Raw genomic sequence first — 20,691 nt, 5'->3', positions numbered from 1 at the left:
CGCGGTCCTACACGTACCGGGGCCGGCCGACGATGAACCCCAGCACCAGGTCCACGGCGAAGACCACGGCGAGCATGACCATCGGCACGGCCCAGCCGCCCGTGCTGCCGTGCAGCATGCCGAACAGGAACGGGCCGCCGATGGCGATCAGGTAGCCGAAGCCCTGCGCCATGGCGGAGATCCCGGCGGTGTCGGCCGCGGTGCGGGTGCGCAGCGCGAACAGGCCGAGCGCGATCGGGAACACGCCCATGCCCGCTCCCCACAGCAGCGACCACAGCCACGGCATCGTCGTCGGCGCGACGAGCATGCCGATCGTGCCGGCGATCTCCAGGCCCACGAGGCCGGCGATCCACCAGGACTGGCTGCGGCTGCGCATCGCCATGGGCACGACCACCATCGTGACGGGCAGGGCCGCCACGACCAGCAGAGCCAGCAGCAGACCCGACTCGTTCTTGCCGATGCCCGCGCCGGTGTACACGGCCGGGGCCCACCCCATCAGAACGTAGGAGCCGGCCGCCTGCAGTCCGAAGAACCCGGTGATCAGCCAGGCGAGCGGGCTGCGCAGCAGCAGCTTGCGCTCCTGCGGCAGGGCCGCGGTCGCGCCGCCCTGCTCGGTGCGGCGCGTCCCGGCGACCCAGACCAGCAGCGCGCCGATGGACAGCAGCGACCAGGCGGCCAGGGTGACCCGCCAGCCGCCGAGCTGGTCCTGCATCCACGGGGTCGCCGCGGCGCCCGCGCCGCCGCCGACCATCAGGGCCACGGTGTAGACCGTGGTCAGCAGCGGAATCCGCTGCGGGAAGGCCTGCTTGACGACGACCGGGATGAGCACGTTGCCGAGGGCGATGCCGGCCGCCGCCACGAACGTGCCGGCCAGCATCACCCACGGGCCGCCCACGACCCGCAGCAGCAGCCCGGCGGTGAGCACGACCAGGCCGGCGCCGACCGCACGGGCCAGGCCGAGCTTGCGTGCCGCCAGCGGCGCCGCCGCGGCGGCGATGCCGAAGCAGAGGGTGGGCAGGGCGGTCAGCACGCTCGCCCAGAGCAGGGAGGCGCCGAGCGACCGGCGCACCTCCTCCAGCAGCGGGCCGATGCTGGTGATGGCGGGACGCAGGTTCGCCGCCGCCAGGGCGACGCCCACCAGCAGAAGCGGGGTCCCGACCAGAGCGGCGTTCCTCTCGACCGCCACAGGCGCGACTTGCTGTTCCTGCGTAGTCACTGTCTTGCCTCCTGTACTCGTGAAACGTCCCATTGCAGGTGGAGCTCGTCGAACCCGCGCGCGATCAGCAGCCGCTCGCGGCCGCGCGCGTCCGCGGGACCCAGACGCAGTCCGGGCAGGCGGTCGAACAGCAGCGGAATGGCGATGCGCAACTGGAGGCGGGCCAGCCCGGCTCCAAGGCAGGTGTGGATGCCGCGGCCGAAGGCCAGCATCTTGCGGCCGGTCCTCGGCCTGATGTCGAAGGCGGCGGGGTCGGCGAGCGCGCGCTCGTCCCGGTTGGCGGCGCCGAAGTGCACCATCACGCGGTCGCCGGGCCGCAGCCGGGTGCCGGCGAGCTCGGTCTCGGCGGTGACGGTGCGGAACAGCCCCTGGACCGGGGACTCGAACCGCAGGATCTCCTCGACCATCGCCTCGGGCGGCACCGCGCCCTCGCGCAGCGCCGCGAGCTGGTCCGGATTCTCCAGCAGGCTCACCAGGCCGTTGCCGATGGACCGGGTGACCGTGACGTGCCCCGCGATGATCAGGTTCATCACGATGCGCATGAGCTCGACGTCGTCCAGGTCGTTCTCGTCGTGGTCGGCCGCGAGCGACGCGATGAGCCCGTCGCCGGCCGGCCCCGGGTCCAGCAGCATCGCCATCACGTAGTTCTGCATGGCGATGACGTCGCGGGCGCATTCGGCCCGTTCCGCCACCTCGCCGCCGCCGACCGACAGCTTCAGCCAGCTGTGGCTCCACTGCCGCAGCAGCGGCACGTCGCCGGCCGGTACGCCGAGGATGCGCGCCATGACCGACAGCGGCAGCGGCCAGGCGTAGTTCTCGATGATGTCGGTCGAACCGGCGGCGGCGAACCGGTCGATCAGCTCTTCGCCGGTCGCCGTGATGAAGGGTTCGAGCTCGGCCACCCGCCGCGGCGTGAAGACCCGGTTCACCGCCGTGCGCAGCCGGGTGTGCTCCTCGCCGTCGCTCTCGGTGAGGTTGGGCGTGAGCGACCAGCCTTCGGCCAGGATCTGCTTGACCTCGTCGGCCTCCGGTCCCGTGGTCGCCTTCACCGCGCTCTCCGAGGAGTAGGTCCGCGGATCGTGGGCCACGTGGACGACGTCCTCGTGCCGCGTGACGACGAAGAGGCCGGTCTTCTCGTCGTGGAACACGGGGCACTGGTCGCGCATGCGCGTGTACGTCGGGTACGGGTCGGCTAGTTGGCTGTCAGATGTGGGATCGAACGTCGGCTTGGTCATCGGGGTCGCTCCGCTTGTGGCTTCTCATCCGGCGGGCACCGCGCCGACCGGCCTCGGGCCGGCCGGCACGGTGATGGGTCGCGGTTCAGTCGGCCGCCGCCAGCGCGGGCACGCTGGCGCCCAGCTCCTCGTGATCGGTGGCCCACAGGTCAGGGGTGGGCAACCGGTGCGCCGCGGGTTCGTGGACGAAGGTGTCGTGCACGCTCTGGGTCGCCTCGGCCAGGCCGCTCTCTCCGGTCAGCACGCTGAGCTTGTTGGAGGTGACGAGCAGATCGGTGCGCGCGGCGCCGACCGACCGCAGTGCTTCGAGCAGTCGCAGCGGCGAGCCGGGAAGCTGGCCTATCCCGAGGCCGACGACCGACAGCCGCGCCAGGTTCGAGGTCCAGTGCACCTCGTCCAGGCGGGCTCCCCGGTCGGCCTCGGCCAGCAGCGCGCGCGCCTCCTCCACGCTCTCCGCGGGCAGCGTGATCGCGAGGTCGCCGGCGTCCTCGGTCCCGAGGTTGCCGTAGCGGCGCAGTTCGACCTCCAGCTCGCGTTCGGCGAGTCCGCGCAGGATCCGCACCGCGTGATCGGCGGCGATCCGGCGCAGCACGCAGCGCACGAGACCGGTCCTGGTGGCCACCCCGGCGATCGCGGGGACCTCGCCGAGCCCGGCGGGCCTCCAGGAGCCGCCGCCGGAGGCCGCCATCGCCGTGCAGCGGCGGCGGTATCCGACCCAGGTCTCCGGGCCGCAGGCGGTGAGGTTGGAGCGCACCTTCAGGTCGACGCCGTGGGTCCGCGCGTAGTCCACGGAGTCCGCGGCGAGCACCTTGGCCCCGCTCACCGCGAGCTCGGCCATCTCCTCGTACAGCAGGGTGGTGTGGCGCCGGGCGCCGGTGACCTTCCTCGGGTCGGCGGTGTAGACCCCCGCGACATCGGTGACGATCTCGCAGTGGTCGGCGCCGAGCGCCGCGGCCAGGGCGACGCCGGTGGTGTCGGAGCCGCCGCGCCCCAGAGTCGTGCAGGGTCCCGCGACGCCCGCCTCGCCCTGGAAGCCCGCGACGACCGGGATCGCCCCCCTGCGGAGGTCCTCCATGAGCCGGCGCGGATCCACCTGCTGGATCGTCGCCCGGCCGTGGCGGTCATCGGTGAGGATGCCCGCCTCGGCGCCGCTGAACGACCTGCTCGCGGCGCCGTGGCGGTTCAGCGCCATCGACAGCAGCGCGGCGGACACGGCCTCGCCCGTGCTGAGCAGGGCGTCGAGCTGGGCGGGATCCGGCTGGTCGGACACCGAGGAAGCCAGGTGGAGCAGCCTGTCGGTGGTTCCGCCCATGGCGGACACGACGGCGACGACCTGGTGTCCGTCCGCCCGTGCCGCCAGGATCTGCCGCGCCGCCTCGATGACCTTCTCGGGCGTGGCGACCGAGGTTCCGCCGTACTTTTGCACAATCAGCGCCATCTCGCGCACTCTCCTTCAGAGCGGAGCCGGCTCGAGCCTTCACTGCTCGTGCAGGAACTCACGGATCGCGTATCCGACGTGCCGCTGGTCGGTCATGGTGTGCCCGAGAATGTGGTCGCCGGGGCGCAGCTCGGTGAAGTTGTGGACGCTGCCGCCGGCGCCGAGCGCCCGCACGTGCCAGTCGTCCTGGCCGACCATGTTCACCACGTCGCCGCCGGCGGTGCGTGCCTCGATCTGCAGCATCGGCCGGGTCTCCATCTTGATCCGGCACACGATCACCCGGCGCACGCCGCCGTCGGTGTTGACGGCCAGGATCTCCGAGCCGCAGCGCAGCTCGGACAGGTAGCGGGTGCGGTTGCCGGGCGTCAGGGTGTAGGAGCTGAGAGCGGCGGCGTTCACCCGGAACGGGCGGGTCGGCATGTACGGCAGCGGGTGGGTCTCGCTGCTGACCAGCATCAGGCCGGTCGAGTACGAGCCGACCAGGATGCCCTCGTTGGGCTGCATGTGGGAGCAGGTGTCCACGCACACCCGGTCGCCGAGGCCCAGGTGCGTGAGCTTGACGATCTCCAGCGGCTCGAGCTGCAGCGTCTCGGCCTCGCCCTGGCACACGCGCACCAGCTCGGAGGCGTCGCCGACCCGCCGCGGGGCGAGCAGCACCGCGTCGGAGCCGCGCTCCAGGACGCCGATGGTGACCATCGCGTCCTCGACGTCCTCGACGACGGTGACGATCTGGCCCTTGGCCTTGTCGGCGGCGGCCAGCAGGATCTCCAGCGGGATCTTGCTCGGGTCCTGGCGGAACTCGACCAGGGTCAGCTCCGACTCGTTCGCTATCTTGCAGGCGAGCTGCAGCGTCTCCTCACCCAGCACCTTGACCAGGACGCCGTTGCGCAGGCCGGGCCGGACGCCCTCGAACTTCTCGGCGATGCCGTGGTCGGCGATCAGGATGTCGACCACGTCGACGAGCTGGTCGATCAGGGTGGTGGGGGTCTCGCCGGTGACGACGGCGGCCTTCTCCAGGGTCGGCGGGACCTTCGCGGCGAGCTCGGGGTCGTCCAGCACGACGGCGCCGATGCCGAGGTGGGTGCTCTCTTCGATGACGGCGGTGGCGAGTTCGGCGGTCAGGCCGCGCAGATCGATCCATGCGGATTTCATGTTCGCACCTTCGGTCGTGAGTTGAGTTTCGTCAGGCAACGGTCGTGCCGGCCAGGGCCAGGTCCAGGGCGGTCAGGGGGTTGCGGGAGCCGAGCCGGGCGTGGACGCGCTGGGCGACCGACCGGGCCAGCCGGCCGGGGTCGGCGGCGCGGAAGATGTTGCGCCCGACCGCGACTCCGAGCACGCCGGACTCCATCGTTGAGTCGATCTGGTCGAGGAACTTGCCGGTGTCCCCGATGACGCCGCCGCCGGCGGTCACCACCGGGATCGGGCTGGCCCGCACGACGTCGCGCATCGTGTCGGGCGAGCCGGTGAACGGGAGTTTCACGATGTCGGCGCCGAGGTCGGCGGCGATGTTCGCCGCGTGCGCCAGCAGCGCCGGGTCGGCCGGGTCGGCGATGCGCGGGCCGCGCGGGTAGATCATCGCGAGTAGCGGGACGCCCCAGCGGGCGCACTGGTCGGAGACCCCGCCGAAGTCGGCCAGTTGCTCTGCCTCGTTGCTCGACCCGAGGTTGATGTGCACGCTGACCCCGTCCGCGCCGAGCGCCACGGCCTCGGCCACGGCGCCGACCAGGGTCTTGGCGTCGGCGTCCGGCGCGTGCCTGGTGCTGCCGCTGAGGTGCACGACCAGCGCCAGCCGGCCGAGCCGCCGGGTGGGAAGGAAACGGACCCGCCCCTTGTGGACGATGATCCCGTCCACGTCGTTCGCGGCCATCGCCGCCACCAGCCCGGCGAAATCGGCGGCGCTCGACACCGGGCCGTCCGCCAGCGAATGATCGAGCGGGACCAGGAACGTCGTCCCGGACGCCGAGTGCAGAATCCGCTGGGTACGCAGATTCTTCCCGGACCAGCCGTACGCTTCTGCCATCTGTCAACACCCCATTTCCAGATCGGGAACTATTCGGAATCGGCGGCCGCGCACCGTCGCTCCGCCAGGCGTTCGGCGAGTTCCCGCCAGGCCTGGCCGCTCGCCTCGGCGAGCGCGGCGACGAATTCCACGCAGTGGTCCGGCAGGTCGTCGACGAGACGTTCCCGCGTGTGCCCGTCCATGGCGGCCACCGCCAGAACGCTCAGCAGCAGCCGGCCGGACTCGGTGAACCGCAGCGACGGGTCGGAGCGGAGCGCGCGCAGCATCGCGCCCGTCCGGTCCAGCCCGGCGCCCTGCGGAGCCGCGCCCCTGACGCGCCGTGGATCGGGGTTGTGCCTGGGCGACGCGGCCCGCTGCTCGGGGAGCACCGCGGTGGCCTGCCCGGTCATCTGCATCCGGACGGCCCGCACGGTGCCGGGGGACACTCCGGCGGCGGCGCTCACCGTGCGCAGCGAGGAGGTGGGGTCGCGCAGCAGGATCTGCCTGGCGCGCTCGCGCCCGGAGGCCGCGCTGACCGGGCGCACCCGGCCGTCCCGGCCGATCCTGACCTCGGCCACCGGCGCTCCGCACTGCTCGCGCAACGCGCCGACGGTCTTGGGGGAGAGCCCCGCGACCGAGGCCACCGCCCGGTTGGACCAGCCCGGGTGCTCGCGCAGGATGCGCCGGGCGGCCGACTTGCGGTCGGCGAGCGAGAGCGGCAGCCCGTGCTGAACGTTCAGCCGCACCGCCAGCACGAAGGCGCCGGCGTCGTCGCCGTCGAAGAAGCGGGCCTGGATCTCCCGCTCTCCGCGCATCTGCGCGGCGCGCACCCGGTGCATCCCGTCGACGACCCGGTTGGTGCCGCGCTGGACGACGATCGGCGGCAGCTCCGCCTGTGAGTCCACCTCGGCGAGAGCCCGCGCGTGCTCGGCGTCCTCACCCGCGGATCGGGGTGAGTCGGAAAGGACGAGCTCGGTGATCGAGATCCAGCCGACCTCGGGGCCGACGCCCGTCTCTCGTTCGCTTGTGATCACATCCCCGCTCACCACGTTGGCGCTCCTCGTCATCGGCGAAGCCTGTCGTGCCCTTCGAGAGCACTCTTACCTAAAACCATACCTTACACAAGGTATTTTTTCGTGAAAGCTATCTACCTGCGACAATGGACGAAACATGCTCATGATCATACCTTTGGTACGGTATGTTTCAGCCTGTGCAAGCGAGGAGCCTCCCCGGTTGCACACGACGCCCGCTGCCACGCCGGCCGCGCGCACATCCAGAAGGTCCCGGTCGCCTGAGGGGGTAACCATGGGGAACGACTCGCGAGCCGACACCACCCGCGCCCGGCTCGACGCCAATCGCACCCGGCGCGTCGAGATGCTGGCGGCCGATCCGGAGCTCGCGGGCCGGATGCCGCTGAAAGAGGTCTTCGACAGCACCGCCGAGCCCGGCCTGCGGCTGCCGGAGATCGTGAAACGGACCTTGACGGCGTACGCCGACCGGCCCGCGCTCGCCGAGCGCGCCAAGGAGTTCGTCTCCGTGGCCGGACGCACCGAGCTGCGGCGGCCGCCCCGGTTCGACACCGTCTCCTACGGCGAGCTGTGGTCCCGGCTGAGCGCCGTCGCCGCCGACTGGTACCACCACGCCGAGCACCCGCTGCGCGCCGGCGACTTCGTCGCGATCCTGGGCTTCGCCGGCACCGACTACACCACCGTGGACCTGGCCTGTGGCCAGGTCGGCGCGGTCGCCGTGCCGCTGCACAACACCGCCACGGTCGCCCACATCCGCCACCTGGTCCAAGAGACCGCTCCGCGCGTCTTCGCCACCAGCGCCGAGCGGCTGGGCACGGTGCTCGAAGCGCTGGCCGGGGACACCTCCGTCGTCCGGCTCATCGTGTTCGACCACTGCCCTGAGCTCGCCGAGCACACGGAGAGCGTGGCGCAGGCGCGCCGGTCGCTGGCCGAGACCGGCTCGCCGATCTCGCTGGAGCCGCTGTCTGAGGTCATCGAGCGCGGGAGCGCCTCGCCGCCCGCGCCGCAACCGCCGCCGGTCGACGACACCAGGGAGGTGCTGTCCGCACTGATCTACACCTCTGGCAGCACGGGCACTCCGAAGGGCGTCATCTTCCCCGAGTCCACCGTGTCCCTGATGTGGCGGCCGCCCGAGCAGCCCCACCCGATGATCAGCGCGAACTTCCTGCCGCAGAGCCACCTCGTCGCCAGGCGGCTGGTGGTCAAGACGCTGGCGCTGGGCGGCACCGCGTACTTCGTGGCCGACAGCAATCTGTCCACGCTGCTGGAGGATCTCGCGCTGATCCGGCCGACGGAGTTCGCCATGGTGCCGCGCGTCTGCGAACTGCTCTACCAGAGTTACCTGAGCCGGCTCGACCAGCCGGGCGCCGGGAACGCCGAGGAGCTGCGGCGCCATTTCCGTGACGTGGTCCTCGGCGGCCGCGTCATCCACACGCCCTGCGGTTCGGCCCCGCTCGCGCCCGAGCTGGCCGCTTTCGTGGAGTCCTGCCTGGATGTTCCGTTCTTCGACAGCTACGGCACCACCGAGACCGGACTCGTCATGCTGGACCACCGCGTGCAGCGGGCGTTCGTGCTCGACTACAAGCTCGTCGACGTGCCGGAACTCGGGTACTTCACCACCGACACGCCGCATCCGCGGGGTGAGCTGCTGGTGAGGACCAAGCTGATCACCCCCGGCTACTACCGGCGTCCAGAGGTCACCGCCGAGGTCTTCGACGACGACGGCTACTACCGCACCGGCGACATCATGGCCGAGGTCGAGCCCGACCGGCTGTACTACGTCGACCGGCGCAAGAACGTGCTCAAGCTCTCCCAGGGTGAGTTCGTGGCGCTGTCGAAGCTGGAGGCCGTCTATGTGGCCAGTCCGCTGCTGCGGCAGGTCTTCCTGTACGGCAACAGCTCCCGCCCGTACCTGCTCGCCGTGGTGGTGCCCACTCCCGAGGCGCTGGAGCAGGCCTCCGACGAGGCGGCGCTGAAGGCGGCGATCCACGAGTCGCTGCAGCACATCGCCAAGCGCGCCGACCTCAAGCCGTACGAGATCCCGCGCGATCTGCTCATCGAGACCGTGCCGTTCAGCCAGGAGAACGGACTGCTGTCCGACTCCACCAAGCAACTGCGTCCGCGGTTGAAGGAGCACTACGGCGAACGGCTCGAGCGGCGGTACGCCGAGCTGGCCGAGGAGCAGATCGACGGCCTGCGCGGTCTGCGGCACGACGAGAGCCGCCCGGTCGTGGAGACCGTCCGCCGCGCCGTGCGGGCGCTGCTCGGAGCCTCCGCCGGCGAGGCCGGCCCGGCGACGCGCTTCACCGACATGGGCGGAGACTCGCTGACGGCGCTGTCGCTGTCCAACCTGCTCAAGGAGATCTTCGACGCCGAGGTCCCGGTCGGGACGCTGCTCGGCCCGGCCAACGGCCTTGACCAGATCGCCGGCCAGATCGAGCGGCTGCGTGAGCCGTCCGCGCGGCGCGCCACCTTCGCCGGCGTGCACGGCGATGAGGCCACCGCGGTGCGTGCCGACGAACTCGTGCTCGGCGCGTTCATCGACGAGGAGACGCTGACCGCGGCCCCGGCGCTTCCCCTGCCGGCCGGCGCCCCCGCCACGGTGCTGCTCACCGGGGCCAACGGCTACCTCGGCCGTCTGCTGTGCCTGGAGTGGCTGCGGCGGCTGGCACCGAGCGGCGGCACCCTGATCTGCCTGGTGCGCGGAGCCGACGACGCGGCCGCTCGCGAGCGGCTGGAGGAGTCGCTGGACAGCGGGGACGTCGAGCTCAAGCGGCGGTTCGCCGAGTCGACCGGCCACGGCGCGTTGCAGGTGCTGGCCGGGGACATCGGCGCGCCCAACCTGGGCCTGTCCGAGCGGACCTGGCGGCGGCTGGCCGGAACGGTGGACCTCATCGTGCACGCGGCCGCGCTGGTGAACCACGTCCTGCCGTACCGGCAGCTGTTCGGCCCCAACGTCGCCGGCACGGCCGAGGTCATCCGGCTGGCCCTCACCACCCGGCGCAAGCCGGTGAGCTTCCTGTCGTCGGTGGCCGTCGCGTCGCACGCGACCGGCGTCCTGCGCGAGGACCGGGACATCCGCGAGGCGGCTCCCGTGCGCCCGATCGACGACGGCCACGCCGGCGGCTACGCCACCAGCAAGTGGGCGGGCGAGGTGCTGCTCCAGGAGGCGCACGAGCTGTGCGGGCTGCCGGTGACCGTGTTCCGCTCGGGCATGATCCTGGCGGATCGCCGCTACACCGGGCAGCTCAACGTCCCCGACACCTTCACCCGCCTGGTGCTGAGCCTGATCGCCACCGGAATCGCGCCCGGGTCGTTCTATCGCGGCGAGGCGGGGCGGGCCCACTACGACGGCCTGCCCGGGGATTTCGTCGCCGCCTCGGTCGCTGCCCTTGGCGCCGGCCCGGCCGGACACCGCACGTTCAACGTGGTCAATCCGCACGATGACGGCATCTCGCTGGACACCGTCGTCGACTGGCTGGCCGGCTCCGGAGTCGTCCTCCGCCGCGTCGATGACTACCAGGAGTGGTGCGAACGGTTCGAGGCCGCGCTGCGAGACCTACCGGACAACCAGCGGAGGCATTCACTCCTCCCCCTGATGCGCGCCTGGCGGGAGCCCGTGACGCCCCGGGCCGGCTCGGCGTTCCCCGCCGGACGATTCCAGGAGGCCGTGGGGGACATTCCACATCTGTCCCGGACGCTGATCGAGAAGTACGTGTCGGACTTACGGCACCTGGGCCTGCTCTAGGCGGGCAGCACGGGCCAGCCGTGCTTCTCCGCCCACGAGGCCAGCACCGGGTCGCCGCCGACGACCCTCGGGCTGCCGACCGCCGTCAACAGGTCCAGGTCGCTGGCATGGTCACCGTACGCGAAGCAGTCGGCGGGGCTCGCTCCAAGACGCAGGAGCAGCTCCGTGGCGGCATCGGACTTGGCCGGGCCGATCATCGACCTGGCCACCTCGCCGGTCAGCCGCCCGTCGCCGCCGACGACGAGCTCCGTGCACAGCACATCGTCGCCGCCCACGTCCGTCAGCAGAGGATCGAGCACCGCCCGGCACGAGCCGGAGACCAGCACCACCCGGTCTCCGGCCGCGCGGTGTCCGGCGAGCGCCGCCGCGGTGGAGCCCACGAAGGCGTCCGGCTCGCGACGGTGCCGCGCGTACCAGCGACGGCCCGCCTCCGTCAACGCCGCACTCGATACGCCGGCGAAAAGCCGGTAGTATGCGCGATTCGCGGCGGCCCTGCCCTCCCGCTCGGCCACCGCTCCCAGCTCGGCCACGACGGCACGGAACCTCGCGTCGTCACGGCCCAGCCAGTACCGCAGGAACTCGACCATGCTCTTGGCGGTCAGCAGCGTCTCGTCCACATCGAAGAAGGCCACCCGAAGAGGAATCCGCACCCGGTTCATTTTTGGCTCCCCAAAACATACCTTCGCAAAGGTTTTTTCTCCTCATCTGCCCCAAGAGAGGACGCAGTGACTCAGAAGCGCGCAGTCCGGACCCGGGCGCTTGTGCTCGCCGCGGCGGCGGAGGAGTTCGCCGCACACGGCTACAACGGCACAACGCTGCTTAACGTGGTCGAACGCACCAGTATGACCAAAGGTGCACTGTACGGTCATTTCTCCTCCAAGGAAGAGCTGGCGGCCGCCCTCATCGAGGAGGCCGGGGACGAGCTGATCGCGCGTGCGGAACGGCGCCTGGAGGGCACGGTGGCGCTGCTGTCACTGCGGGAGACGATGCTCGATCTCACCCGGCACCTGCGCCGGGACCCGCTGGCCAGGTCCGCCCTGCGGCTCGCGGTGGAGGCTCCGCAGCTGGACCGGCGCGCCCTCGGGCTGGTCGAACGGATCTCCTTGTCGCTGACCCGCGCCGTGGCCCGGGCGCACGCGGAGAACCGGGTGACGAGCAGGTTCCCCCCCGAAGCCGTCGCCCGGCTGCTGATGACGGTGTTCTTCGAGATCCCTCATCCCGCTCCGCGCAACGACGCCGATGCCGCCCGCCGGTTCGACGACCTGTGGGAGGCGGCGTCCGGGCCGCGGGGCGGCGGCCCGGATACGGCCTAGTCAGCCGAGGACGGCCTTCGCGTACGCGTCGGCCGCCGGGGCCAGGCGCAGCGCGCCGTGACCGGCGCCGGTGTGGACGTCCCGCCACCGGCGCTGCACCGGATCATCCTCGGACAGCCCGTGGCCGCCGCGCGCGGCGAACAGCCGGTCGACGGCGCTGACGCAGAGCTCCGCGGCGACCGCCGCGTCGCACCGGTTCTGCGCGACGGTCCGCGCGTCGACCATGCCCCGGTCGGCGCGGCCGGCGGCCTCATGGAGCAGCAGGCGGGCGGCGGACGCCTCCGGCGAGGACCGCGCGAGCGCCTGCTGGGCGTCCGGATCCGACGGCAGGCGCGCGCCCGCGGTGGAGACGCAGTCCGCCACCGCACCCAGGGCGGCTCCGACCAGCGGGCCGGCGAACATCACCGACGCGACCAGCGTGTAGGGAACGTTGTGGCAGGGCGCCTGCCCGGCGCGCCCGGTACCGAGCAGTTCCGGCAACGCGACCGAGCGGTGCCCGGGGACGAACGTGCCGGTCAGGACCACCGTGTTGGTCCCCGTCCCCCGCAGGCCGTCGGCCCGCCAGGTGTCCTTGACCAGGCAGTCCCCGGCCGGGACGGCGAAGATCCGCACCGTCTCCCCGCCGCCGTCCCGCACCGTGCTGGCGAGCAGCACCCAGTCGGCGAAGTCCACCCCGCTGGCCCGCCCCCACTCGCCCCGCAGCAGCCAGCCGCCCGGCACGGGCGTGGCCTGACCCGACGGCGGCATGACGGAGGCGGCGATCAGGGTGTCCGGGCCCCGGCCCCATATCTCCTCCCGGGCCTGCTCCGGCAGATAGGCGGCGATTCGTCCGTGGGCGGCGAACAGAGTCGCGCACCACGCGGTCGCCGGGCAGCTCTCGCCCACCGTGATCGCCGCCTCCACCAGCGGCGCGAAGCCTCCGGCCGTCCCGCCCCACCGGCTGGGGACGAAGTGCCGGGGGAATCCCGCTTCCACCAGCGCGGTCACCGACTCGCGGCGAAGCCGGCGGGAACCGTCCACCTCGGCCGCGTGCCGGGCCGCGCGGTCCACGAGTTCGGTCACGTCCAGACGGTGGTCCGGAGAAGTCGGGGTCAGCGTCATCGGCGGTCCTGTCCACTGGTGGTGTCAGGGCCCAGCCGGAGCTCCATCGTGCCGGCGGCGACCTCCTCGCCGTCCTGCTCGGCCAGGACGCGGACCGCCATCCGGTCCGCACCGGGACGGCCGGGCTGCGGCGTGGCGGCGATCCGGACCGGGGCGTCGAGTTCGCAGAACCGTGCGAACTCGGCGCGCAGGCCGGTGAGCGACGCCCGGCGACCGGTGAGCGGCCTGGTCGCGGCGAGCGCGGCCTGCCGGAACGCCTCCAGCACCACCATGCCCTGCACGTGGTCCACGGCGTGGTCGACCATCTCGGTGTTGCTCTGGTCGAGCTGCAGCAGCCGGCCGCCGGGGTCGCCGTCGTCGGCCAGCAGCACGTCCTCCTTGCGGCGGCGGCCGACCTCGCCGGGGGAGAGCGGGTACCCGATGAAGGGGTGGGATGTGGTCGGCGCCGGCGCCGGCGCCGGCTTGCGGCCGCGGATCGCCTGGTACATGCGCGGATCCACCGCCTGGGAGAGAAGGCTGCCGCGCCCGCAGACCTCTCCGGCCACGCTGAGCTCGACGTCCAGCCGCATGCACAGCCGGCGGCGGGTCGACTTGGCGGTGGGGGTGCAGGTGACCCGCAGGCCGAGCGGGAGCCGCGAGGTGCCGGTGGGCAGCGTCGCTTCGCCGATGTCGAGGGTGACCCCGCCGAGGATGAACTTGTGCGTCTCGGGCACCTCGTAGAAGCGGTGCTGGACGTAGTAGGCGGCCTGCCGGAACGCCTCGGTCGGCAGCATCGGATCGATCCGGCCGCAGTCGTCCTGCTCGTAGAGGCAGTGGTCGCGCGGTAGCGTGGCCGTGATGAGGAAAGTGTCCGGCGCGTGCCGGACGCCGTCGGTGAGCAGCACGTGCTCGGCCGCGGCCTTGTGGACCAGTTCGCGTGAGACGAAGCGCTGGCCGGGTAAGTGCGCGTCGGGTAAGTGGGGACCGGGTAACTGCGGGCCGGGTAAGTGCACGTCGCGGTCGGGTTCAGGCATGTCGTCCCGGCCCCGGGTGTTCGGGGACGACGACTGCTGGGAGGTCGGCGGCCGGACCTGTTCCGCCGTCAGTTGAGCATTCATTTCCTACCCCCTTTGATCAGGATCTTGCGCAGTCGCGGGTGGAGAGTGGTCGAAGGCCAACAAGTGAAATATACATCCGTGAAGGTATATTTTGTAATGCCTGGGCGAGTATGCCCATGAACTGGCGATGTACACTAGGGGTAGAGGCAGAACATACCGGGAAGGCGGTATGCTGGACGGGAGTCGCACAGAACGGATCACGCCCGTGAGTAGGAATGGCACTACCAGAGCCACCATCGCCCACCAGGCGCCGCCCCGCAACGCGCCTCAGCAGGCGCGGGCCGCTCAGACCAGGGCCCAGATCCTCGCCGCGGCGGCCGAGTTGTTCGCCGACCGTGGATACCCGCACACCTCCATCGACCACATCGCCAGACAGGTCGGCATGACCAAGGGCGCGGTGTACTTCCACTTCCGCGACAAGCAGGACATCGCCGCCGAGATCGTGCGCGAGCTGTACAACCGTTGGCGCATACGCATCGACGAGGCGCATGCCATGGGACTGCCCCCGATGGAGACCGTTCAGGCGTTACTGGCCAATGCCGCCGACAAGTTCTTCGAGGACGACATCGTCAAGGCCGGAGCCAGGATCCAGGCCGAGCGCTCGCTGTCCGACACGACCCTGCCCGAGCCCTACGTCGAGTGGATCTCCACGCTCTCGACGCTGCTGGCGAAGGCGAGCGGCGCCGGCCAGCTCCGCGAGGGCATGGACCCCGAATCCGCCGCCTACATCCTGGTGTCGGCGTTCTTCGGTCTGCAGCACCTGTGCGACGTCCTCAACCGGCGCGCCGACCTGCCCCGCCGCTGGGCGGAGATGAGCCGCCTGCTCTACCCCTCCATCGCCGCCTCCCCGCAGTAGGACATCCGCCGGGAGCCACTCAAGGAGACCTCCGCAATGTCTGCTTCGATCCTCCCGGCAGTTCCTCTCGGCACCGGCGGCCCGCTGGTCGGGGCCCAGGGGCTCGGCTGCATGGGCTTCAGCGAGTTCTACGGACCGACGGCGCCCGACGAGGCGCGGAGAACCCTGCGGATCGCCCTTGACCTGGGCGTCACCATGTTCGACACCGCCGACCTCTACGGCGACGGCGACAACGAGACCTTCCTCGGCCCGTTCGTCCGCGCCCACCGCGACCGGGTCTTCCTCGCCACCAAGTTCGGCATCGTCCGGCGAGCGGGCGAGAAGTCCTGGAGCCGGGTCCGCGGCGACCGCGCGTACGTACGCCAGAGCGCCGAGGCGAGCCTGAAGCGCCTCGGCATCGACCAGATCGACCTCTACTACGCACATCGCCGCGACACGTCCGTCCCCATCGAGGACACGGTCGGCGCCATGGCCGAGCTGGTGCAGGAGGGCAAGGTGCGGTACCTCGGCCTGTCCGAGATGACCGGGCCCGAACTGCGCGCGGCACACGGCGTGCACCCGATCGCCGCGCTGCAGTCCGAATGGTCGCTGTTCACCCGCGACATCGAAACCTCCGTGGTTCCGGCGGCGGCGGAGCTCGGCGTGGCACTCGTGGCCTACTCACCCCTCGGCCGGGGCTTCCTCACCGGGTCGTTCACCGGCGCCCAAGGGATGAGGGCCGGGGCTCAAGGGCTGAGCGCCGGCGCGCAAGGGCTGAGCGCTGGTGCTCAAGGGCTGAGCGCCGGGGCTCAGCGGCTGAGCGCGGGCGACGTCCGGCTGACGATGCCACGGTTCACCGGCGAGCACGCCGACGCGAACGCCGCGCTCCTCGAACCCGTCCGCGACATCGCCGCGCGCCGCGACGTCACCCCCGCACAGGTCGCCCTCGCCTGGGTGCACCAGCGCTCCCGCGTCCACGGTCTGACCGTCATCCCCATCCCTGGCACGCGCTCTCCCGGCCGCCTCCGCCAGAACGTCGAAGCCGCCACCCTGACCCTGTCCGACGGCGAGCTCACCGCACTCGAACCCCTGGCGGCCAAGGTCGCCGGCGCCCGGTACGCGGACATGACCTCCACGGCGACCGCCCGCGAATGACACCGGGCGCACACCTGCCGCATGTCCCCGTCGAACGTGATCACTCGCGTTGCTGAAAGTTACATCAGCGTACGTGGTTCACCACCGCTGACGTCAGCGATTTTCTCCCTCGTCCCGCCCGGAACGCGGGCCGGTCCGGCAGGGATCCGGTGCGGCGCGGGCACCGCGTGGAGGCTCGCGCCGGGCCGCCGGCGACCGGCGCCGCGATGAAGACACCGGCCATGACCTGGCAGATCAGGATCCCGAGCCGTCAGGTCGCGCCGTAGGCGTGTCGGGCGGGGTGCCACCGCGACTTACAGGGAATCCACCGTGGCGCGGAAGAGCACCCGGCGTCGTGGCATTCGGGTGGACGAAGGTGCGCTTTGTCCGCTCCCTCACCTGTTGCCAGACACCCGGGTTAATGCGACATTACCCCCAGACGTCACTCGGCATACGTTATACGTTACGGGGTCACACGATGGTAATCCACGTCCGTCGCAGATTCTTGGGGCGTGTTATGAGGAGACCTTTCGCCCCCGGGCGGCGGTGACCCTCGTCAGCGGAGCGTCGGGGCGGACGACCAGGGCTCCCGCGGCACCGGCGAGCCCGTCCTTCGCGTACGTGAGGGCCTATGAGCCGCCTGAGGCGAACGCCCGGTGCGCACGACCGGAGAGAACCGCACTTCCAGATGAATTCTGCTACGGCGGGGTGCTCGCGCGGCGAACACATCTGCTCGGAACCAGCGAAAGGAACAGAGCGTGAAGTCAGCCCTGTCCACCACGGGGAAGGCGTTAGCAGCGCTCGCGGTGTTCGTCGCCGCCGTGTTGCTGCCGACCTTCGCAGGTAGTACCGCGGCCTCCGCGGCGACCCAGGCGACCTACTACGTCGCCACGGACGGCAACGACGGCGACCCTGGAACGATCACGCAACCGTTCAGGACCCTGCAGCACGCGAGGGACGTCGTCCGCACGGTGAACGCCAACATGACGGGCGACATCTACGTATATGTCCGCGGGGGCACCTACTCGGTCAGCAGCACGATCGACTTCACGCCGGCCGACTCCGGCACCAACGGCTACCGGGTCATCTACGCCGCGTACCAGAACGAGACGCCGGTCCTCACCGGAGGCGTCCAGGTGACCGGATGGAGCCAGCACAGCGGCAACATCTGGAAAGCCCCGCTGAACCGCGGTAACAAACTGCGCGCGCTCTATGTCAACGACAAGCGGGCGTACATGGCCTCCAAGACGATCAACTCGGCCGGGTGCTACGGAACCTACAACATCACGGCGGGCCAGGCGTCCTGGGCGTGGGAATCGGGTTCGCAGTGCGCCGGATCGAAGTACAGCCAGAGCGACTTTCCCGCTATCGCCGCCAACCAGGACGACATCGAAATAGAGACCGCGACGACCTGGACCACGGCCATCGTGGGAGTCCGGCAGGTCACCACCGACGGCTCGAACCGTGTAGCCCTGTTCCAGCAGCCGGGAGCGGCCATCGCCCAGGGCGCCTTCAACGGCAACGCCCAGGTCGGCGGCACCCACAAGGTCATGAACGCCTACGAGTTCCTGGACACGCCGGGCGAGTTCTACTTCGACAAGACCAGCCGGACCTTGTACTACTACAAGGCGAGCTCGGAGGACATGACGACCGCGTCGGTCTGGGCGCCGAACAACGTGTCCACCCTGCTCAGGGTCGCCGGCACCTCCACGAGCAGTCGCGCCCGTAACATCACCATCTCCGGCCTCACGGTGCAGCACTCCGACTGGAACCTGTTCAACGTGGCCGGCTCGGTGTTCAAGCAGGCCCAGCAGGGCAACCTCGGCGCGCAGGTGTACGCCAAGCAGAACTTCCACGCCTACTACTACCGCAACGTCGACGTGGCGCCCGGCGCCATCCAGGTCGAGAACACCGACGGGCTCATCCTGCAGAACAACCGGGTGCAGCACACCGGCGTCGACGGGATCAACATGGTCAACGACGTGGTGAACACGCAGTTGATCGGCAACTACACCAACGACATCGCCGGATCGGCCATCACCGTGGGCCATCCCCAGAATGTCTACATCGGGGACTACACCTCGACCAACCACGAGAAGTACTCCGCCCAGGTCGAAGGCGCGCCCAAGAACATCGCGATCAAGAACAACTACATCTACGACAGCGCCGTGTTGTTCAACGGGCACAGCCCCATCTCGGCGTACTTCGCCGACGGCCTGACCATCCAGCACAATCGCATCGAGAAGACCTCGTGGTCCGGCATAACGCTCGGCTGGGGCTGGTGGAACTTCGACGGCTCGTCAGGCTCCATCGCGCCGAACCGGCCGACCACCACGGCGAAGAACAACAACATCAGCTACAACCACATCATCGACACGGTGCAGCGCCTCGGCGACACGGCCCCCATCTACACGCTGGGCGGCCAGCCGGGAACCACGATCACCAACAACTACCTGCAGGGCGTCCCGTCCGGTCACAAGTACGGACTCCACCCGGACGAGGGCTCGGCGTACATCACCTTCCGCGACAACGTCCTCAGCGTGGACAAGAACGTCACCTGGCTCATCAACTCCGACGACTTCGGCCGTAAGCACGACCTCAGCATCACGCAGACGTACGGCCCGGTGAACAAGGTCTCCAACAAGAACCTGCCGAACAGCACCGTCCAGGACATCCTCGTGTCCTCCGACTACGTCTGGCCGTCGCAGGCCTACGGCATCGCCGTGAACTCCGGGCCGGAGGAAGCGTACAAGAACGTCATCCCGCAGAGCAGCGTCTCCCAGTCGGACTACGTCCTGCCCGCCAGCACGTTCGTCGCCGCCGGCGTGACCTCGATCCCGATCCGCAGCGCCGGCGACGCGAGCAAGACGGTCTGGCTGGCCCCCTCGGGCACGACGACCTTCACCGCGGGCGCCACGATGACCAGCGCGGGCGGGACCGCGACCTCCATCGCCGTCCCGACCACGAACGGTGAGTACCGGCTCTACGTCGTGGACGCCCAGGGGAACCGATCGGCCGAGTCCAAGTCGCTCGTCAGGCAGGGAAACGGCGGCGGGACCGGCCAGCAGAGCGGCTCGATCGTGGGTACCCAGTCGGGCCGATGCGTGGACGTCACCGGCGCCTCGGCGACCAACGGCGCCCAGGCCCAGCTGTACGACTGCAACGGCGCCACCAACCAGAAGTGGACCTACACCTCGGGCAAGCAGTTGCAGGTGTTCGGCAGCAAGTGCCTGGACGCCAACAACCAGGGCACCACGAACGGCACCCAGGTGATCATCTGGGACTGCAACAACCAGACCAACCAGCAGTGGAACGTCAACTCCAACGGCACCATCACCGGCGTCCAGTCCGGCCTGTGCCTCGACGCCAACGGCGGCGCCACCGCCAACGGCACCAAGCTCATCCTGTGGGCCTGCAACAGCGGCACCAACCAGAAGTGGACCCTGCGCAGCTGACCTGAAGTCCCCCTTCTGAGGGCCCCCCTGAAGTCCCCTCCTGAAGGCCCCGGCAACGCCCGGGGCCTTCAGCGTTCCCGGGATCACCCGACAGCGGCCGTCCGAGAGGCACGGGGCAGGCGTCCCGTGCCCTCCGGGGGCGGCCTACCTTCTCGCCGACCGCGACGAACAGGCTGCGATGCGAGGATGGCCGGATGATCAGATTCGCGTCATACGACGGGACCGTGCTCGTCTGTCATGAACGGGGAGAAGGACCGGCGCTGGTCTGCCTGCCGGGCGGGCCGGGGCGGTCCTCGCGATACCTGGGAGACCTCGGCGGCCTGTCGGCGCGGCGTCGGCTGTTCCTGCCGGACAACCGGGGAACCGGCGAATCTGCGGCGCCACGCGACCCGGAGACGTACGCGATGGGCCGCATGGTCGCGGACGTCGAGGCGCTGCGTGTGCGTCTGGGGCTCGAGCGGATGGACCTGCTCGGGCATTCGGCGGCCGGAGGGCTGGCGCTGCTGTACGCGGCCCGGCATCCCGAACGCATAGGACACCTGGTGCTGGTCACGCCGACCGTGCACCCGGTGGGGATCGAGATCACCGATGGGCAGTGGTCCGCCCAGATCGAGGCCCGAGCCGACGAGAGCTGGTACGAGAGCAGACTGCCCGACCTCAAGGCGTGGGACGCCGGCGACGAGAGCCGGCGCCTGAGGGCGCAGCCGTTCTTCTACAGTCCCTGGAACGAGGCCGCCGAAGCGCACGCCACACGGTTCGCCGACCGCTCGGCCGAGGCGGCGAAGCGCTTCCACACCGACATGCCCTCCGCCGAGCAGACCCGAGCGAACCTGGCGAAGCTCACCACGCCGGTCCTGGTGATCGCCGGCGAGCACGACCCAGGACCAACCCCCACACACGCGGCCGAACTAGCCGCGATCTTCCCCCAAGGAACCAGCACCGTCCTCCCCGGCGCCCACTACCCCTGGGTAACCGCCCCGAACACCTTCACCCAGACGGTCGACGCCTTCCTCGCCGACTGACTACCCGACCACGCATCCCCACGTATCCCACGCCGGACGAGACGCTCACCGTGGTGCAGCTCGCCCTCTG

The 20,691-nt window shown here is 70.6% G+C and carries 15 protein-coding genes; 6 read left to right on the top strand and 9 right to left on the bottom strand.

Features of this window, described 5'->3' with window-relative positions; genetic code table 11:
* Positions 1–7: 7 nt before the first annotated feature.
* The 6 genes from ABZU32_RS13885 to ABZU32_RS13860 all read right to left on the bottom strand — a co-directional run bounded on the left by ABZU32_RS13885 (position 8) and on the right by ABZU32_RS13860 (position 6,955).
* Positions 8–1,216, bottom strand: a complete 1,209-nt coding sequence (locus ABZU32_RS13885) for an MFS transporter (RefSeq protein ID WP_354921589.1) — start codon at positions 1,214–1,216, stop codon at positions 8–10.
* Positions 1,213–2,451: a cytochrome P450 gene (locus ABZU32_RS13880; RefSeq protein ID WP_354921586.1), complete on the bottom strand. Its 1,239-nt coding sequence runs from the start codon at positions 2,449–2,451 to the stop codon at positions 1,213–1,215. The genes ABZU32_RS13885 and ABZU32_RS13880 overlap by 4 nt, the downstream gene beginning before the upstream one ends.
* A gap of 85 nt (positions 2,452–2,536) precedes the next feature.
* Positions 2,537–3,889 (bottom strand): aspartate kinase, encoded by a 1,353-nt coding sequence (locus ABZU32_RS13875; protein ID WP_354921583.1) that lies wholly within the window; start codon positions 3,887–3,889, stop codon positions 2,537–2,539.
* Positions 3,890–3,928: 39 nt separating this feature from the next.
* Entirely contained in the window at positions 3,929–5,041 is a 1,113-nt protein-coding gene (locus ABZU32_RS13870) for a 3-dehydroquinate synthase II family protein (protein ID WP_354921580.1), read from the bottom strand.
* A 31-nt stretch (positions 5,042–5,072) separates the two neighbouring features.
* Positions 5,073–5,909: a 2-amino-3,7-dideoxy-D-threo-hept-6-ulosonate synthase gene (locus tag ABZU32_RS13865; RefSeq protein WP_354845782.1), complete on the bottom strand. Its 837-nt coding sequence runs from the start codon at positions 5,907–5,909 to the stop codon at positions 5,073–5,075.
* 29 nt (positions 5,910–5,938) lie between these two features.
* Positions 5,939–6,955, bottom strand: a complete 1,017-nt coding sequence (locus tag ABZU32_RS13860; RefSeq protein ID WP_354845785.1) for a ParB N-terminal domain-containing protein — start codon at positions 6,953–6,955, stop codon at positions 5,939–5,941.
* Between the two features lie 238 nt (positions 6,956–7,193).
* Between ABZU32_RS13860 and car the strand changes: the two genes are divergently transcribed.
* A complete protein-coding gene (gene car, locus ABZU32_RS13855) occupies positions 7,194–10,664 on the top strand; it encodes a carboxylic acid reductase (protein ID WP_354921578.1) in 3,471 nt (1,156 codons plus the stop codon).
* Here car and ABZU32_RS13850 read toward each other — a convergent pair.
* A complete protein-coding gene (locus ABZU32_RS13850; RefSeq protein WP_354921575.1) occupies positions 10,661–11,314 on the bottom strand; it encodes an HAD-IB family hydrolase in 654 nt (217 codons plus the stop codon). The two genes, car and ABZU32_RS13850, sit on opposite strands and share 4 nt — an antisense overlap.
* A gap of 75 nt (positions 11,315–11,389) precedes the next feature.
* On the opposite strand from ABZU32_RS13850, the gene ABZU32_RS13845 reads away from it, so the two are divergent.
* Positions 11,390–11,977, top strand: coding sequence for a TetR/AcrR family transcriptional regulator (locus tag ABZU32_RS13845; protein ID WP_354921572.1), 588 nt, complete (start codon positions 11,390–11,392; stop codon positions 11,975–11,977).
* On the opposite strand, the gene ABZU32_RS13840 is transcribed toward ABZU32_RS13845, so the two are convergent.
* Together ABZU32_RS13840 and ABZU32_RS13835 are read right to left on the bottom strand one after the other, a co-directional pair.
* Positions 11,978–13,078 (bottom strand): acyl-CoA dehydrogenase family protein, encoded by a 1,101-nt coding sequence (locus tag ABZU32_RS13840; protein WP_354921569.1) that lies wholly within the window; start codon positions 13,076–13,078, stop codon positions 11,978–11,980. It abuts the gene before it with no gap.
* The gene (locus ABZU32_RS13835) at positions 13,075–14,175 is read right to left on the bottom strand and encodes a ScbA/BarX family gamma-butyrolactone biosynthesis protein (RefSeq protein ID WP_354921566.1); all 1,101 of its coding nucleotides are present in this window, start codon (positions 14,173–14,175) and stop codon (positions 13,075–13,077) included. Before ABZU32_RS13835 ends, ABZU32_RS13840 begins: the two co-directional genes overlap by 4 nt.
* Before the next feature lie 205 nt (positions 14,176–14,380).
* On the opposite strand from ABZU32_RS13835, the gene ABZU32_RS13830 reads away from it, so the two are divergent.
* The 4 genes from ABZU32_RS13830 (at position 14,381) to ABZU32_RS13815 (ending at position 20,621) form a co-directional block, all read left to right on the top strand.
* Positions 14,381–15,031: a ScbR family autoregulator-binding transcription factor gene (locus tag ABZU32_RS13830; protein WP_354921563.1), complete on the top strand. Its 651-nt coding sequence runs from the start codon at positions 14,381–14,383 to the stop codon at positions 15,029–15,031.
* A 36-nt stretch (positions 15,032–15,067) separates the two neighbouring features.
* A complete protein-coding gene (locus tag ABZU32_RS13825; protein WP_354921560.1) occupies positions 15,068–16,165 on the top strand; it encodes an aldo/keto reductase in 1,098 nt (365 codons plus the stop codon).
* 737 nt (positions 16,166–16,902) lie between these two features.
* The gene (locus ABZU32_RS13820) at positions 16,903–19,599 is read left to right on the top strand and encodes an RICIN domain-containing protein (RefSeq protein ID WP_354845809.1); all 2,697 of its coding nucleotides are present in this window, start codon (positions 16,903–16,905) and stop codon (positions 19,597–19,599) included.
* Between the two features lie 194 nt (positions 19,600–19,793).
* Entirely contained in the window at positions 19,794–20,621 is an 828-nt protein-coding gene (locus ABZU32_RS13815) for an alpha/beta hydrolase (RefSeq protein WP_354921557.1), read from the top strand.
* Positions 20,622–20,691: the final 70 nt, after the last annotated feature.

It is taken from the genome of Sphaerisporangium sp. NPDC005288, assembly GCF_040607475.1.
GTDB lineage: Bacteria > Actinomycetota > Actinomycetes > Streptosporangiales > Streptosporangiaceae > Sphaerisporangium > Sphaerisporangium rhizosphaerae.
Note: the sequence above shows the minus strand (reverse complement) of the source record. Positions and strands in the feature narration are given on the sequence as shown.